At 62.1% G+C, this 13975-nt stretch carries 13 protein-coding genes and 1 tRNA gene; 6 read left to right on the top strand and 8 right to left on the bottom strand.

From position 1 onward, the window contains the following. Positions 1-7 precede the first annotated feature (7 nt). Both hisN and JQ632_RS27865 read right to left on the bottom strand, forming a co-directional pair. Positions 8-790 (bottom strand): histidinol-phosphatase, encoded by a 783-nt coding sequence (hisN, locus tag JQ632_RS27870; RefSeq protein ID WP_212405845.1) that lies wholly within the window; start codon positions 788-790, stop codon positions 8-10. Between the two features lie 564 nt (positions 791-1354). Then, positions 1355-2245, bottom strand: coding sequence for an N-formylglutamate amidohydrolase (locus JQ632_RS27865; RefSeq protein WP_212405844.1), 891 nt, complete (start codon positions 2243-2245; stop codon positions 1355-1357). A gap of 300 nt (positions 2246-2545) precedes the next feature. On the opposite strand from JQ632_RS27865, the gene cpdR reads away from it, so the two are divergent. The 3 genes from cpdR (at position 2546) to JQ632_RS27850 (ending at position 3669) form a co-directional block, all read left to right on the top strand. Further along, positions 2546-2905, top strand: coding sequence for a cell cycle two-component system response regulator CpdR (gene cpdR, locus JQ632_RS27860; RefSeq protein ID WP_140976363.1), 360 nt, complete (start codon positions 2546-2548; stop codon positions 2903-2905). 74 nt (positions 2906-2979) lie between these two features. Beyond that, positions 2980-3054: transfer RNA gene (locus tag JQ632_RS27855), tRNA-Val, on the top strand. A 144-nt stretch (positions 3055-3198) separates the two neighbouring features. Beyond that, positions 3199-3669 carry an L-2-amino-thiazoline-4-carboxylic acid hydrolase gene (locus JQ632_RS27850; protein WP_212405843.1) on the top strand — a complete coding sequence of 157 codons (471 nt, stop codon included), beginning with the start codon at positions 3199-3201 and terminating at the stop codon, positions 3667-3669. Between the two features lie 6 nt (positions 3670-3675). Here JQ632_RS27850 and JQ632_RS27845 read toward each other — a convergent pair whose 3' ends face one another. The 4 genes from JQ632_RS27845 to JQ632_RS27830 form a co-directional block, all read right to left on the bottom strand. Next, complete coding sequence (locus JQ632_RS27845; protein ID WP_212405842.1) at positions 3676-3852, bottom strand: hypothetical protein; 177 nt, start codon at positions 3850-3852, stop codon at positions 3676-3678. A 243-nt stretch (positions 3853-4095) separates the two neighbouring features. Then, on the bottom strand, positions 4096-5187 hold the full coding sequence (locus JQ632_RS27840) for an enolase C-terminal domain-like protein (protein ID WP_212405841.1): 1092 nt from the start codon (positions 5185-5187) through the stop codon (positions 4096-4098). A 78-nt stretch (positions 5188-5265) separates the two neighbouring features. After that, positions 5266-5991, bottom strand: a complete 726-nt coding sequence (locus tag JQ632_RS27835; RefSeq protein ID WP_212405840.1) for a trans-aconitate 2-methyltransferase — start codon at positions 5989-5991, stop codon at positions 5266-5268. Positions 5992-6036: 45 nt separating this feature from the next. Continuing rightward, positions 6037-7080 carry a UbiA family prenyltransferase gene (locus JQ632_RS27830; RefSeq protein WP_212405839.1) on the bottom strand — a complete coding sequence of 348 codons (1044 nt, stop codon included), beginning with the start codon at positions 7078-7080 and terminating at the stop codon, positions 6037-6039. 165 nt (positions 7081-7245) lie between these two features. Between JQ632_RS27830 and JQ632_RS27825 the strand changes: the two genes are divergently transcribed. Next, complete coding sequence (locus JQ632_RS27825; protein ID WP_212405838.1) at positions 7246-8808, top strand: adenylate/guanylate cyclase domain-containing protein; 1563 nt, start codon at positions 7246-7248, stop codon at positions 8806-8808. Between the two features lie 66 nt (positions 8809-8874). Here JQ632_RS27825 and JQ632_RS27820 read toward each other — a convergent pair whose 3' ends face one another. Then, entirely contained in the window at positions 8875-10563 is a 1689-nt protein-coding gene (locus JQ632_RS27820) for a methyl-accepting chemotaxis protein (protein WP_212405837.1), read from the bottom strand. A gap of 404 nt (positions 10564-10967) precedes the next feature. Here JQ632_RS27820 and JQ632_RS27815 point away from each other — a divergent pair, with 404 nt between their 5' ends. Both JQ632_RS27815 and JQ632_RS27810 read left to right on the top strand, forming a co-directional pair. Continuing rightward, on the top strand, positions 10968-11936 hold the full coding sequence (locus JQ632_RS27815; RefSeq protein WP_212405836.1) for an AraC family transcriptional regulator: 969 nt from the start codon (positions 10968-10970) through the stop codon (positions 11934-11936). 227 nt (positions 11937-12163) lie between these two features. Then, complete coding sequence (locus JQ632_RS27810) at positions 12164-12553, top strand: hypothetical protein (protein WP_212405835.1); 390 nt, start codon at positions 12164-12166, stop codon at positions 12551-12553. A 159-nt stretch (positions 12554-12712) separates the two neighbouring features. Here JQ632_RS27810 and JQ632_RS27805 read toward each other — a convergent pair whose 3' ends face one another. Next, the gene (locus JQ632_RS27805) at positions 12713-13936 is read right to left on the bottom strand and encodes an ABC transporter substrate-binding protein (RefSeq protein WP_212405834.1); all 1224 of its coding nucleotides are present in this window, start codon (positions 13934-13936) and stop codon (positions 12713-12715) included. Between the last annotated feature and the right edge of the window lie 39 nt (positions 13937-13975).

Below are 13975 nucleotides of genomic sequence, written 5' to 3'. Positions count from 1 at the left end.
CCGCGGCCTATCCGTTGAGCAGCTTCAATGCTTCTTCATGCACGCGTGGATCGCCCGCGGCAATGATGCGGCCGCCGCCCTGCGCAGGCTTGCCTTCCCAGGTCGTGACGACGCCGCCGGCGCCGGTGACGATGGGGATCAGCGCCGCGATGTCATAGGGTTTCAGTTCGGTCTCGACCACGAGGTCGACATGGCCGGCGGCCAGCATGCAATAGGAGTAGCAGTCGCCGCCGTAGCGCGACAGCCGCGCGCCCTTCTCGATCCGGCCGAAGATCGCGCGGTCGCGCTCGTTCATCAGCAGCGGGCTGGTCGTGTAGGTGGTCGCCTCGCTGAGCGAGGCGCAGCGGCGGACCTGGAGCCGGCGCTCGCCGGACGGGCCTTTATAATTGGCCGAGCCGTTGTCGCCGGAAAAGCGTTCGCCGATGAAGGGCTGGTGCATCATGCCGAATACCGGCGCGCCCTTGTGCAGGAGCGCGATCAGCGTGCCCCAGATCGGAAAGCCGCCGATGAAGGATTTTGTGCCGTCGATCGGATCGAGCACCCAGACATAGTCGGCGTCCTCGCGCTCGTTGCCAAATTCCTCGCCGACGATGCCGTGCTGGGGGAAGTTGGCCTTGATCAGCCGCCGCATCACGGCTTCCGCCGCGCGGTCGGCCTCGGTGACGGGGTCAAAATCCTTGGTCTTGCTCTTGTCATCGATGGACAGCGACGTGCGGAAGAACGGCAAAATGGTTTCGCCGGAGGCGGTGGCGAGCCGTCCGATGAAGGCTGAGAAATCGATCACCGTCACTGCGGGTCCTTCAACTCAGGCAGGCAAGAGCACCTGGATATTGGAAAGCGAAAGCGGAGCGAATGCTCGCTATTGCCTAGCTCAAATCGCCTGTGACGTGCAGCGCTGTGTTGATTTGCGCCCTGGTATTTTGCATGCCGCAAAACGTGCTGCGTGCTGAGCCATCCGCTGATCAAATATCGATCACGGTGTTGAGAGCTTAGTTCCGGACATGCCTCGTTGGTATGCAAACGATCATTAAGCCATTGATACTATTGAACATTATCGCTGAATCCGGGTTTCTCCGGAGGCAAAGGAGCTCTGTGTTTTTTGCATGGGAAATCGCTCAAAAGCTCTTGCACTTTGTGCAGCGCAGTCGCATATTGTTGCGGTGCGGTAGCGCCTCGCGTTACCGCTGCCCTCCTTGGGCGTTTCCTCCCTAGACTTGGGCCGCTTGCTCATTGCAAGCGGCCCTTTTTTCTTCGCCCGCATTTTCGAAAGCACCGCTTTCACATCCCGACGCGCGTCGCGGCCCAAGCGAAAATCGCTCGCGCCTCACGTCCGAGAAGCTCCGATGGTGCGGATCTACTCCGCGGCGGCCTGGAAGGGACCGAGATCGCCGAACGAGATGGTCGTAGCCAGCACGTCCGCGAGCACGGCGAAGTCGGAAGCGACCTGGCCAAAGCGCGGTCCGCGCTCGCGCCGCCGCTCGTCCATGTAGATGGCACGGTTGAGCTCGAGCTGCACGGCGTGCAGTCCGCTCGCCGGATTGCCGTAGTGCTCGGTGATGAAGCCGCCCGCATAGGGCTTGTTGCGCCCGATCGAATAGCCGAGCCCGCTCATGGTCTCCTCGACCCTGTCGGGCAACAGCGGCACGCAGCTCGTGCCGTAGCGGTCGCCGATCACGATGTCGGGGCGGCGCGGCTCATCCCTGCTGACGCCGACCGACGGCATGGAGTGGCAGTCGACCAGCACCACGGTGCCGAACATCTGGTGCACCTTGTTGATCAGCCGCCGCAGCGCGCGGTGATAGGGCTTGTACAGCACCTCGATCCGCTCCAGCGCGTCGTCGACCGCGATACGGTCGCGGTAGATCTCCTGGCCGTCGCCGACCACGCGCGGAATGGTGCCGAGACCGCCGGCCACCCGCATCGAGCGGGTGTTGGCAAAGCTCGGCAGGCGGCCGGAGAACATTCTGGGATCGAGCTCGTAGGGCTCGCGATTCACGTCGACATAGGAGCGCGGGAAGTTGACGCGCACGACCGGGAAGCCGCGATCGCTCAAATGGCCGACCAGCTCGTCCATGAACGAATCTTCGGAACGGCGCAGCGTCGGCAGGTCGATGCGCGATGCGGCGAGGAAATCGTCGGGATAGGTCGAGCCTGAATGGGGCGAGTTGAAGATGATCGGCGCCCGCCATTCCCTGGGCTCCACGATCTCGAACGGTGGCGACAGGTCGCCGTCAAACCGGGTCATCTTCGGGGCGTCATCCCATGGTCTTCCGCGTGATCCGGCAAAAAGCGATTCGGCCGGCCGCGCGATGCTTTTATGTGCTTTCATTGTCAGGAATCGCAACCATTCTGCCAAGCGAAAAAACGTAAAATGGCCTGGAACATGTCTTAACCCTGCGCGCGCGGTGCGATTGATTCGGGTCCTGTTCCGGTTCAGAAAGGGTCGGCCGCGCACGGCCAAGAGGCGCATTTTTCACCCGAAATTTACCCTCTGTCGGGCTTAGTGACCTCCAGTAAAGTTTCCGGGGATTCGACGTTTCCAGCCATGCACAAGATCCTGCTCGCAGAAGACGACAACGACATGCGCCGCTTCCTGGTCAAGGCGCTGGAAAACGCCGGATTTCAGGTCTCCTCCCATGATAACGGGATGTCGGCCTATCAGCGGCTGCGCGAGGAGCCGTTCGAGATGCTGCTGACCGACATCGTGATGCCGGAAATGGACGGCATCGAGCTCGCCCGCCGCGCCTCGGAACTCGACCCCGACATCAAGATCATGTTCATCACCGGCTTCGCCGCGGTGGCCCTGAACTCGGATTCGGAGGCCCCCAAGAACGCCAAGGTGCTGTCCAAGCCCGTCCACCTGCGCGAATTGGTGAGCGAAGTGAATAAGATGCTGGCGGCCTAAATCGGCTGTCGAGCGTCCTTGCGCAGGGTCCCCTGAGCCGTTATAGGGACCCCACCCGACGTTAATGACCTCTAGGGCACGTAGCTCAGCGGGAGAGCACTACCTTGACATGGTAGGGGTCACAGGTTCGATCCCTGTCGTGCCCACCATCCGCCGCTCGCGAGAGCCGAGAGGCGGATGCCACGCCGAAGCCCAACCGGCGCAGGCGGGCTTTCCGGCGCGAGCTTCGGCCCGGCAAGCCACGATCTCACCATTCGGCGTCATTCGGGCTACGCACTTCAGACGAGGCCGCCATGAGCGTTTCCGTCATCGAGCAAGCCAAGATCCAGGCGCAGGTCCTCATCCCGCTGGTGAAAGCGATGCAGGCCGAGCTCGGCGAGGCGCGCACCAACGCGCTGGTCCGCAAGACGCTTGGCAATCTCTACCGTCGCTACGGCGAGGAATTTTGGCGGGCGAAGAACGAGAACAATCTCGGCAAGGCCGTCGCGTCGGCTTTCGCGACCTATGCACGCGACGACGCGCTCGATTACGACGTCGTCGAGCGGTCGCCGGATGCATTCGGATTGAACGTGACGCGATGCAGGTATGCCGAATTCTACAAGGCGCTGGGTGAGCCGGAGCTCGGCTTTCTGCTCGTCTGCACGGCGGATTTTGCCATCGCCGATGGTTTTGGCGGAGACGTCGAGCTGACGCGTACGCAGACCATCATGCAGGGCGCCGATCATTGCGACTTTCGCTACCGGCGAAAGAGCGAGGCGGACTGAACGGTCTTAGGTCACCTCGCGTGTCCGGAGCAGGATGGGAATTTTTTGCTCGACGGCCTTCGCGAGCACGGTGCCGGTGGTACGGCCAAGCTCCTTCGCGATCATCGTCACCGGCATTGTGCCTGCAAGCATTCTAAGCTTCTTGATGTCCTCGTCACTCCACGACTGCTTCCAACGCGCCATCGTTCCCTGTCCCGCCCATCGGTACTCCCCATCCGCCCGCACACATTATGGTAGAAAATCATAGGGAATGCACCTCGCGGGGTGTTCGTCCGACGACACGGCGTGTTCCGCCAACGCATCACGTCAAGCGAGAGTCTGGCACAAACTGCACTTGTCATTTGCGCCCAATTTGCTTGGAGGGGCGATCAGGACATCTTCCAACCGTGACGCCCGCAGTGGCGCGCAGGGAATCGCCTTCAACGACTAGCCGACGAGGTATTTTTTCACCGCCGCCTCGTCCCATGCAATGCCGTTGCCGGGCTCTTCGCTCGGCAGGGCAAAGCCGTCCTTGATGGCGAGGCGTTTGGCGAGCACCGCGTCGGCCCAGTCGACATATTCCAGCCAATGCGCGGTCGGCGTCACGCAAAGCAGGTGCGCGCTGACCTCCGAGAACAGGTGCGTCGACATCTCGATGCCGGCGGCGTGGGCGAGCGCCGCGGCGCGCAGCCAGCCGGTGACGCCGCCGATGCGCTGCACGTCGGGCATCACGAAGTCGCAAGATCTTGCTGACAGCGCCGCTTGCATCGAGAAGGCGCTGTCAAAATTCTCGCCGATCTGGATCGGCGTGCGGAGCTCGGCCGCAATGCGTGCGCAGCCCGCATAGTCGTCGTGGCGGATCGGCTCCTCGATCCAGAGCAAGCCTTCGTCGTCGAGCATCCGGCCGCGGTGGATCGCGTCCGTCACCGAGAGCGCCTGGTTGTAGTCGCACATCAGCGTCACCTCGTCGCCGACGGCTTTTCGCACCGCGCGGACGACGTTGAGGTCCTCCCGCGCATCGCTGCGTCCGACGCGGATCTTTGCGGCGTGAAAACCTTCAGCGAGCAGTTTTTGTGCTTCCTCCACGGCAGCGCCGGCCGGCATGATGCCGAGACCCTTTGAGTTGTAGGCGCGCACCAGTTTTGGCGCGCCGCCGAGCAGGCGTGCCAGCGGCAGGCCGTGGGCGCGTGCCAGCGCATCCCAGACCGCCATGTCGATGCCGGATTGCGCCAGCCGTTGCAGGCCGGCAAGGCCAAGCAGCGTGAAACGCTGGGCGAGCTTGCGCTCGATCTCGAACGGCAAAAGCTCGTCGCCCGTTATCATGTCGGCCATCTCGCTCACCATGCTCGTCAGCGGCTTGAGCGCTGCGGGCGTAATCGAGAACAGATAGGCATGGCCGCGCAGGCCCTGATCCGTTTCGCAATCGATCAGCACCAGCGGCGCTTTCGCGACCGCGCCGGTCGAGGTCTTCAGCGGCAGGTTCATCGGCACGATGACGGGGCGCGCCACGAAACGTGCGATGCGGATGGGATCGGTCATGGGGCGCTGCTCGACATTGGGGGTAACTCGAGGCCGATACTAGACCTCGGCAGGTGAACGCGAAACCGTCTCGCTCTCTCAACGCGTCCCGTTGTCGGGGCGCGGCTTCTTGCGAGATGCGAGGATAGCCGGACGCCCCGCCCAGCCGGGAAATCTGGGGGGATAACGAACCAGCTTCACATCGGTGAAATAGCGGCCGAACTGCTCGACCATGAAATCGAGATTGGGCGCGAGCTGATGGGCATGGGTCTTCTGCCCGCCGTCTTCGACATAACTCCAGATGATGCCGGTAATGATGACTTCGCCGTCATTGTGGGTCGGGGGCTTGAACGGAATGTTGACGCCGGTGATGAGCGAGGGGTCCGCCAGCGGCACGAAGCAGGTTCCGCTTGCCGATGTCCACGCCCACAAGTTCTCGATCAGCCGCTCCATGTCGCGGATGGTGTCGACCAGGCCGTATGCATACCACATGCACGAAACCAGCTCCCAACGATCGTTCCATTCGGGAATAGGATCGCGATAGTCGTGCGCGCGGAACCTGACGCCGTCGTTTCCTTGCCTTGCGCGGTCGAGCATGGCCGGTGACAGGTCGATGCCGGCTCGTTCCACATGCGGGAAGTGCCGCAGAAAGAATCCTGTGCCACAGGCAACGTCGAGCCAGGATCGGTGCGTCTTCAAGAGGTCGTCGAGGAGAGCCAGCTCCGCTTCGGTGTCCGGCTTGACGAGGGGATCGAGCAGGAATTTTCGATCGTAGTCGGCGGCATAGGCTTGATCATAGAGCTGGACGATCTGTTCGCGATTCATGGCGGATCCATCATTGGCCTCGACCTCTAGACATAGCTTTGCCGGCTAATGGCGCCAAGCGGCGCTTGCCACGGCGCCGGCGTTTCGGACCACCGCCTGGACGACGCACGCCTCCTGGATCAGAGCGGGATAAAACAGCACCAGATGGATCAGGGGGACAGTCACCAGTCCTGGAAGGATGGTCGGCAGTTGCACTGCGGCCGCGAGAGGCGCCCATATCACGTAGAAGGACTCATTCGTGAATGGCGTGCTGCTCCGAAATGTCGAGGGATCGGATGTCAGGGCGAATTGATAGCCGAGCAGGAATTTCGTGGTCTCGACCAGGCAGTAGAGCACGAGCGCAAGCGCAAAGAACGGCGTCCGGGACCAGACCAGCAGTGCGAGCAGGATGCTGACCGGCAATTCCATGCCGAGGTTCAGGCAAGGCAGGAACCGGTTGAGCCCTTCGGGGCGCAGCGACGTCGCGAAGGTCTCGGTGCCGGAGCGGAGGTCGTTGGCGCGATCGGCGATCTGGTGATGCAGGATGCCCTTGGTGCCGAGGGCGGCCGCCCAGGCAATGGAGGCGAAGGGAAACCAGGCCCCTTCCGAAAACTGGCCCGCCCCTCCGACCATGAAGATTGCCAGCAACGTCGGCGTGATGTGCGAGCCGAGCACGTCGCAGCAGACGCCGGCAAGGCGCCGCTCCTTCAATCTGAGGGGAGGCAGCGAGTAGATCGTCGGCCAGAGCAGGTTCAGGGCGACGACCAGGTACGTCCACGCCGACAAATTGGCGATCGCGACTGCTGCGAAGCTGGTCAGGATGAAGAGGCCGCACAGCAAGATCCGCGTCAGCGAGTCCACGCCCTCCATCCGGTTCGGCTTGCCCGCGCGCCGATCTGCGGACACGTCCGCAATGTCGTTGATGACATGTCCGTAGGCGGCCATCGAAGCGACGGTACCAAGATAGCATGCAAGCAGCACGAGGCCGCGCGTGCCGTCCGGCCGCAGCCATCCCATCTCCAGATAGAGGATTGCCAGGGCCGGCGGCAGCTTTGAGAACCACCAGTCTCGCCAGCGGACCAGTTGCGACGTCCTAACGATGACATTCATTCAGCGCGACCGAAACGAGGCGATACCGATCACCGGCATCAGAGTGAAACCGAAGGCCGCATCCCCATAAAATGGGGTTGCGCTGCACCGGCTTTGTGGGCTCTGTGCAGCCGCAAATCTAACCCTGCGCCTTGGCGACAAATTCGTACACAATGGAGCCATGTAGTGAAACAACATTCCTCCGCGGAGGAGCGCAAGAACGGCATTTTGACCAGCGTGGCGATCGCCTTCTTGTTGCTCGCCCTGCCACTCGCGGTGTGGCTCGACCTGACCGAGCTCAGCAAGGCGGCGCTGCGCCGGCAGGCGACCGATCTCAACTCGGTGATCACGAGCGTACGCAGCTATTATGCGAGCAACGTGGTCGGGCGCATCCTCGCCAATCCGGGCGGGTCGACCAAGGTGGTGCACAACTACGAGTCCGTGCCCGGCGCGATCCCGATCCCGGCGACGCTGTCGCTGGAGCTCGGTCGCGTCATCGGCGCGCAGCAGGAGAACATCACCTATCGCTTCGTGTCCGACTTCCCGTTCCAGAACCGCGCGCCGCACCAGCTCGACAAGTTCGAGAAGGACGCGTTCGATGCGCTGCGTCGGGATCCCGAGGCCAAGATCGTCGAGACCGAGACCTCGCTGTTCAACGACAAGGTCCGCCTGGTGGCACCGGTGATGATGGGGCCGGCCTGCGTGAGCTGCCACAACAGCCACCCCGAGAGCCCGAAGAAGGACTGGAAGGTTGGCGACGTCAGAGGCATCCAGGAGGTAATCATTGCGCAGCCGATTGCCGCGAACATATTCTCGTTCAAGTTCCTGCTGGCCTATTTCCTTGTTGCCGCCGGCAGCGGCCTGTCCTTCCTCTCGATGCAGCGCCGCCAGGCCAACCGCATCAAGTCGATGAACAAGGAACTCGAATCCGCCAACGACTTCCTGGCCTCGCTGTCGATGAAGATCTCGCGCTACATCCCGCCTCAGGTCTACAAGAGCATCTTCAGTGGGCAAAAGGACGTCACCATCCACACCGAGCGCAAGAAGCTCACGATCTTCTTCTCGGACATCCAGAACTTCACGGCGACCGCCGAGCGGCTGCAGCCGGAGCTGCTGACCCAGCTCCTCAACGAATATTTCACCGAGATGTCGGCGATCGCACTCGAATACGGCGGCACCGTCGACAAGTTTATCGGCGACGCCATGCTGATCTTCTTCGGCGATCCCGAGACCAAGGGCGACCGTGCCGATGCGCAGGCCTGCCTCCAGATGGCCTGGCGCATGCAGCATCGCCTCGCCGAGCTGAACGCAAAATGGCGCGCCTCCGGCATCGAGCAGCCGTTCAAGTCGCGCATGGGCATCAATTCCGGCTATTGCAATGTCGGCAATTTCGGCAGCGCCGATCGCATGGACTATACGATCATCGGTGCGGAAGCGAACCTCGCCGCGCGGCTGCAATCGATCGCCGAACCCGGCGGCATCGTGCTGAGCTACGAGACCTTTGCGCTGGTGAGCGACATCGTTCGCGCGCATGCGCTGCCGGCGATCACCATGAAGGGCATCAGCCGCGAGGTCATTCCCTATTCGGTCGACGCGCTCAACGACGATGTAGCCGAAAAGAGCGCCGTCATCGCCGAGCGGATTCCGGGTCTCGAGCTCTATCTGGACCCCGCGGTCGTGAAGTCAGGCGATGCGGCGCGGGTACGCTTGCTTCTGGAGAACGCGCTGGCCGCGCTGAAGCCGGTGTGAGGTGCATCGCGCGGGCCATGCTCCGCGCGATGCGAGGTCGATCGACGATGCGAGCCGCCGTCAGCTTTAGGCCGCCCTGATCGTGTCGAGGAACTTGCGGACTTCGGCCTTGAGCCGGTTGCTGTCGGCCGAGAGCGTCTGAGCGGATGAGAGAACCTGGCTGGACGCGGATCCGGTCTCGGATGCTCCGTTGTTGACGTGGGTGATGTTCTCGGCCACCTGCGAAGTGCCGGCCGCAGCCTGCTGAACGCTGCGGGAAATCTCGTGAGTGGCGGCGTTCTGCTCCTCGACGGCTGCCGCGATCGTGCTCGTGATCTGAGAGATGTTGTCGATCGTGCTGGCGATGCCTTTGATAGCAGTGACGGATCCTTCCGTGGCTGACTGGATGGCCGCAACGTGTTCGGAGATCTCGTGCGTTGCTTTCGCAGTCTGCGCGGCGAGCTCTTTCACTTCGGACGCGACGACCGCAAATCCGCGTCCGGCTTCGCCGGCCCGGGCTGCCTCGATCGTCGCATTCAAGGCCAGCAGATTGGTTTGACCGGCGATTGCGTTGATCAGTGCGACGACGTCGCCGATGCGTCCAGCGGACGACATGAGTTCGGCAATGCGTTGATCTGTCGCCTCCGCTTGGGCTACCGCATCTCTCGCAATACGTGTGGACGTCTCGACCTGCCGTCCGATCTCGCCGATGGACGAAGCCATTTCCTCGGTGGCGGATGCCACGGACTGCACGCTGCCGGAGGCTTGGCTTGATGCGGAGGCGACCTTGAGCGAGAGGTCCTGGGTCGTGCTCGCGGTCTGGCTCAGGGTGCCGGCCGCCGCTTCCAGTTCTGTTGCAGCCGAGGAGACGGTATCAACGATCTGTCCGACGGCAGCCTCGAATTCTCCGGCAAGGTTTTGCAGGTCCGCTTTTCGTTGCGCCGCCGTGCGTGCCTCGGCATCCCTCTGTTCCGTTTCGAGTTGCCGCACCCGGATTGCATTGTCCTTGAACACCTGCACGGCCTTGGCCATGTCGCCGATTTCGTCGCGGCGGTCTGCATTCGGGATTTCGACGGCAAGATCGTTGTTTGCGAGCTTACCCATCGCGGCGGTCATGTCGATCATTGGTCTGCTCAAGCCCATGTTGACCGCAAGGAGACCGATGATGACCAGGACGACAAGGCAGATGCCGCCGATGGTGATCGCCATGTAAGTCGAGGAGAGTGCATTTGCGCTCATTGTTGCGCGGGTCGCCAGCAATGAAGACTCGGCCTGCACCATCTCATTGACGAACGCTCTTAGCCCATCCATCGATGTCTTGCCGGCGCCTGACGCTTCCAATTGTCGGGCCTCCGTGACTTGACCGCTCTTGACGAGGGAAATTTCCTTTTGCGCGACCTGGTTGAACCACGTCTCGGACGCTTTCTTGATTTCGTCGAGCCGCCGCTGCTGTTCGGCATTGTCCGACGTCAACTTCTTCGCGGTCTCCCAGGCAGAACGGAAGTTGCCGCTGGCGTTGTTGAAGGGGTCAAGAAACCGTTCGTCCGTCGAAACGAGGTACCCGCGCACGCCCGTTTCAGCATTGACCATAGCCTCAGTGAGCTTATTGGCCTGCTCAAGAACCTGGTAGGTGTGGGTGGTCCAGCCGGATGCCTGCTCCAGAATGGAGGTGTTGCGCCAAGTGAACCCGCTTATCAGCAGCGCGACCGCGGTGATCAACAGGAAGACAAGTCCCATCTTACGAGAGGTCTTCAGGTTCAGAAAGAATGACGGCATCCAATTCCCCCAAGAGTTGCCTAACGAGTGTCCGGGACCCTGATTCTGCCGAGTTAACCAACAGCTAAATCCGAATCCGTGACGGCGTTTCACGGATAGGTCTGCGCGTTCTGGACAGGAAATCTGGATCTTGATGAGAGCGAAAGGACCGCACTCCGTAGTTCTTCGGAGTCCTCAATGGGCGAGCACCAAAGCTGCTCCGACGTGCTCATTGGCATGGCGCGACATTAGCGCCCTGCGCAGTCGCGTGGAGCGCGCCTTCGAAACGGTTTCACCTGCGGCCATCGACATGCGATCGGCCGCTGCAACTATGGAGACGCCAGCCGTTCGGCTATCATGCCGATCGATTCGCTATCTTGTGCGCAATACGATGGAAGCTGCCGCATGGCTCGGGGACTCGCGACGTGATTTCCGATATCGAGAATGGTACCGGAGGCTTCGAAGGCCTTGCGAAGCTGTATCGATCGTTTCTGCCGCAAGCCGAACTCGAATTGATTCGCCCGCGCGAAGAGTTTCATTGGCGGGGCAGGTTCGTCGGTGACGGGAATCTCTCGGTGTGGGGTATGGTGTGCGACGGTGACTGGGCGCTTCGACCACACTGCGAAGCCGATCGGTTCTGCGTCGTTTTCCCATCCGCAGGGGCAATCGAGGTAGATATCGGCGGCAGGAGAACGATAGCGACGCCGCAGTCGGCCTTGATCTCCGGTCTTCACAAGGTCTCGCAGATGTGGTCGCACGGCCATAATTCCCGGGTGGTTCTCAAGTGGAACGCGGCGGCGGCCAACAAGATCCTGTCCCAGATTTTCGAAGGAGCATGCCTGCGCAACGTCGGACTTGGGCCGCAGCTCGATCTTTCCGGTCCGCAAGGGCAGACGCTTCAGCATCTGGCTCGGGCACTGAGCAGCGGCTTGCGCGACGAGCAGATGCGCTCCGCGAAGGCGACGGCGGTGCTCAGCGAAGCGACGCTGAGGTTGATCTTCGAGCGGTTTCCCAACAGTTTCGCGCATCGGCTCGAACGGACACCGGAAGCCGCCATGCCGAAACAGGTCAAGGATGCGGTCGATTTCATGTACGCAAACCTGCACCAGCCGTTGACTTTGGGAGGTATAGCCGAGGCCGTGGGTGTCAGCGGGCGCTCCCTCCAGGCTGGATTTCGGCGCTTCCTCGACACTTCGCCACTCGCCTATTTGCGCGAACTGCGCCTCGAGGCGGTTCACATGGAGCTCAGGCGACCCGAAAATTTTCTGCAGGTTCATGAAGTCGCGTTGAAATGGGGCTTCACCCATATGGGGCGCTTTGCCGTCCAATACCGCGCGGCCTTCGGCGTGTCGCCCTCGGAAACCAGCCGGCTGGCGATCAGGGCGCGCCGTTGATCGCGGCGTCGACCTCCGCTACCTGAGCATGGGGACGGCGCGTCGCGAATTGACCGCGATCGCGACGAAATCGTCGCCCACCTATCCAATTTGCGAAGCGGCTGTCCAGGTTCTGCACGCGGCCGTTGTCGCGCAACCCCTGATTCATATTTCCGGCCTTAGCTCCGCGTGCGCACCGATGCTCAGGACCGCCCCGAGTGATTTCGTGCGAATGCGAAGGGACATCAGTGGGAAAACTCATTCAATTTGCAAGGATGGCGACCGGAGCTGCGCGCGCATCTCGTCCGATCTCGCTGCTCGATCTTGAGGTGAGGCTCGGGTCCAATGCAGACAGGGTCGACGTCGCGATAGGCACCTGCAAGATGCTCCAGCATGCGCTGGCGTTGCTTCAGCAAAGCCTCGACAATCTCGACCGAGTGCAAGGTCTGATTCTCGAGTCGGAAGAGCGACAGGCGATCGAGCATCAATTGGCGTCACTGAGGTCGCAGCTTTCCGTTGAGCTTGCTCGGATTGCGGACACCTACCGAAGTCTCGGCGACGTCGCGAATGAGGCACGCGAAGCGGGGTTCTCGCTCGAGCAATTTCGCGGCAGGCCGGTCGCGACCCAGCCTCGCTGACGCCCGATCATCGGATCATGTCGGCTCGCTCCTGGACAACGCGCCCGGCCTAGCTGAAGACGGCGTAAGAGCGGCAGCGGGATTTGCGCGTGCAGCGTCGTGACGCAGGCACCGTTCTTGTTGATGGCCACATCGTCCGCCATTGCGGGAGGTACGTGATCACTTTTTCGAAGCTTCCGAGAATGCGGTTTCGATGACCTCGCCGAATGGCTGCCAGGAGCGGCCGTCGAACTGGACAAGCCGCATTTGCTTGATCGGCAGATAGCCGTCCGGCGAGGTGTTCATCCTGATGCCGGGCAGCGCAACGGAGGGCTGGTAGTCCCTGAGCGAGGCCGCCTGCCGCATGATGTTGTCGCGCGACAGGTCGTCGCCGCATTGCTTCAGCACCTGTGTCAGCGCCTCGGCTGCGGCGTAGCCATAGAGCGCGGCGCTGCTGTTCGTGCTTTCGACATGATGGTACTTGTCCATGAAGGCGAACCAGTCCTTCATGGCAGGATCGTCTTTCCATGCGGGGTCGCTCGGATCCTTGAGGAAGGCAGCCGAGATCACGCCGGCCGAATTCTCCAGGCCGGCCGGCGCCATCGCATTGGCGATCGAGGCGGAGGCATCGTTCACGATGAAGACCGGGTGCCATTTGAGCGACGCCGCCAGCTTGATCACCTTGGCCGCCGTCGACGGCACGCCGAGAAAGACGAAGATGTCGGCGCCGGCGCGCTTGAGGACCGAGACGTGCCCGTCGAGATGCTCGTCGGCAATGTCGAAGGCGATGTCGACGAGGACGAGGCGATTGAGATCGCCGAGGCCTTCCTGGATGCCCTTGTAGAGCATGCGCCCGAACTGGTCGTTCTGCCAGAGCACCACGATCTTGCGGTGCGGATAATAGGCCTGGATGTAGTTGGCGTAGATGCGCCCCTCCGAGCGGAACGACGGCTGCCACCCCATGGTCCAGGGAAACGCCTTGGCCTGGCTCAGCTCCGCGTCGCCGGAGGCGACGAAGAGCTGCGGGATCTTCTTTTCGTTCAGATACCAGCGCGTAGCGAGATTGCCGGGCGTGCCGAACGATCCGAACATCAGGTGCACGTCTTCCTGCTCGACCAGCTTGCGGGTCTGCTCGAGCGCATTGGCGGGGTCTGAATTGTCGTCGCGGGTGATGAAGCGGATCTTGCGGCCGTTGATCCCGCCGCGATCGTTGATCATGTCGAAATAGGCGGCCTCCGCCTGTCCGATCGCGCCGAATTCCGCCAGCGGTCCCGAATACGGCATGAGATTGCCGACGCGGATTTCCGTCACGTTCGCGGCCTGCTCGGTGTGTTGCGTGGACATGGCGCCCAGCGACGTCAACGCGACGGCCAGGGCGATCAGCAAGCGGCTGTTGACGGTCATGGTCCACCCCGATGTTTGGCCCCCATCCGGAGTTGTCGT

Source organism: Bradyrhizobium liaoningense, assembly GCF_018130955.1.
In the GTDB taxonomy this organism is placed as follows: Bacteria; Pseudomonadota; Alphaproteobacteria; order Rhizobiales; family Xanthobacteraceae; genus Bradyrhizobium; species Bradyrhizobium liaoningense_C.
The sequence above is the reverse complement of the archived record's forward strand: the minus strand, read 5'-3'. Positions and strand labels throughout refer to the sequence as shown.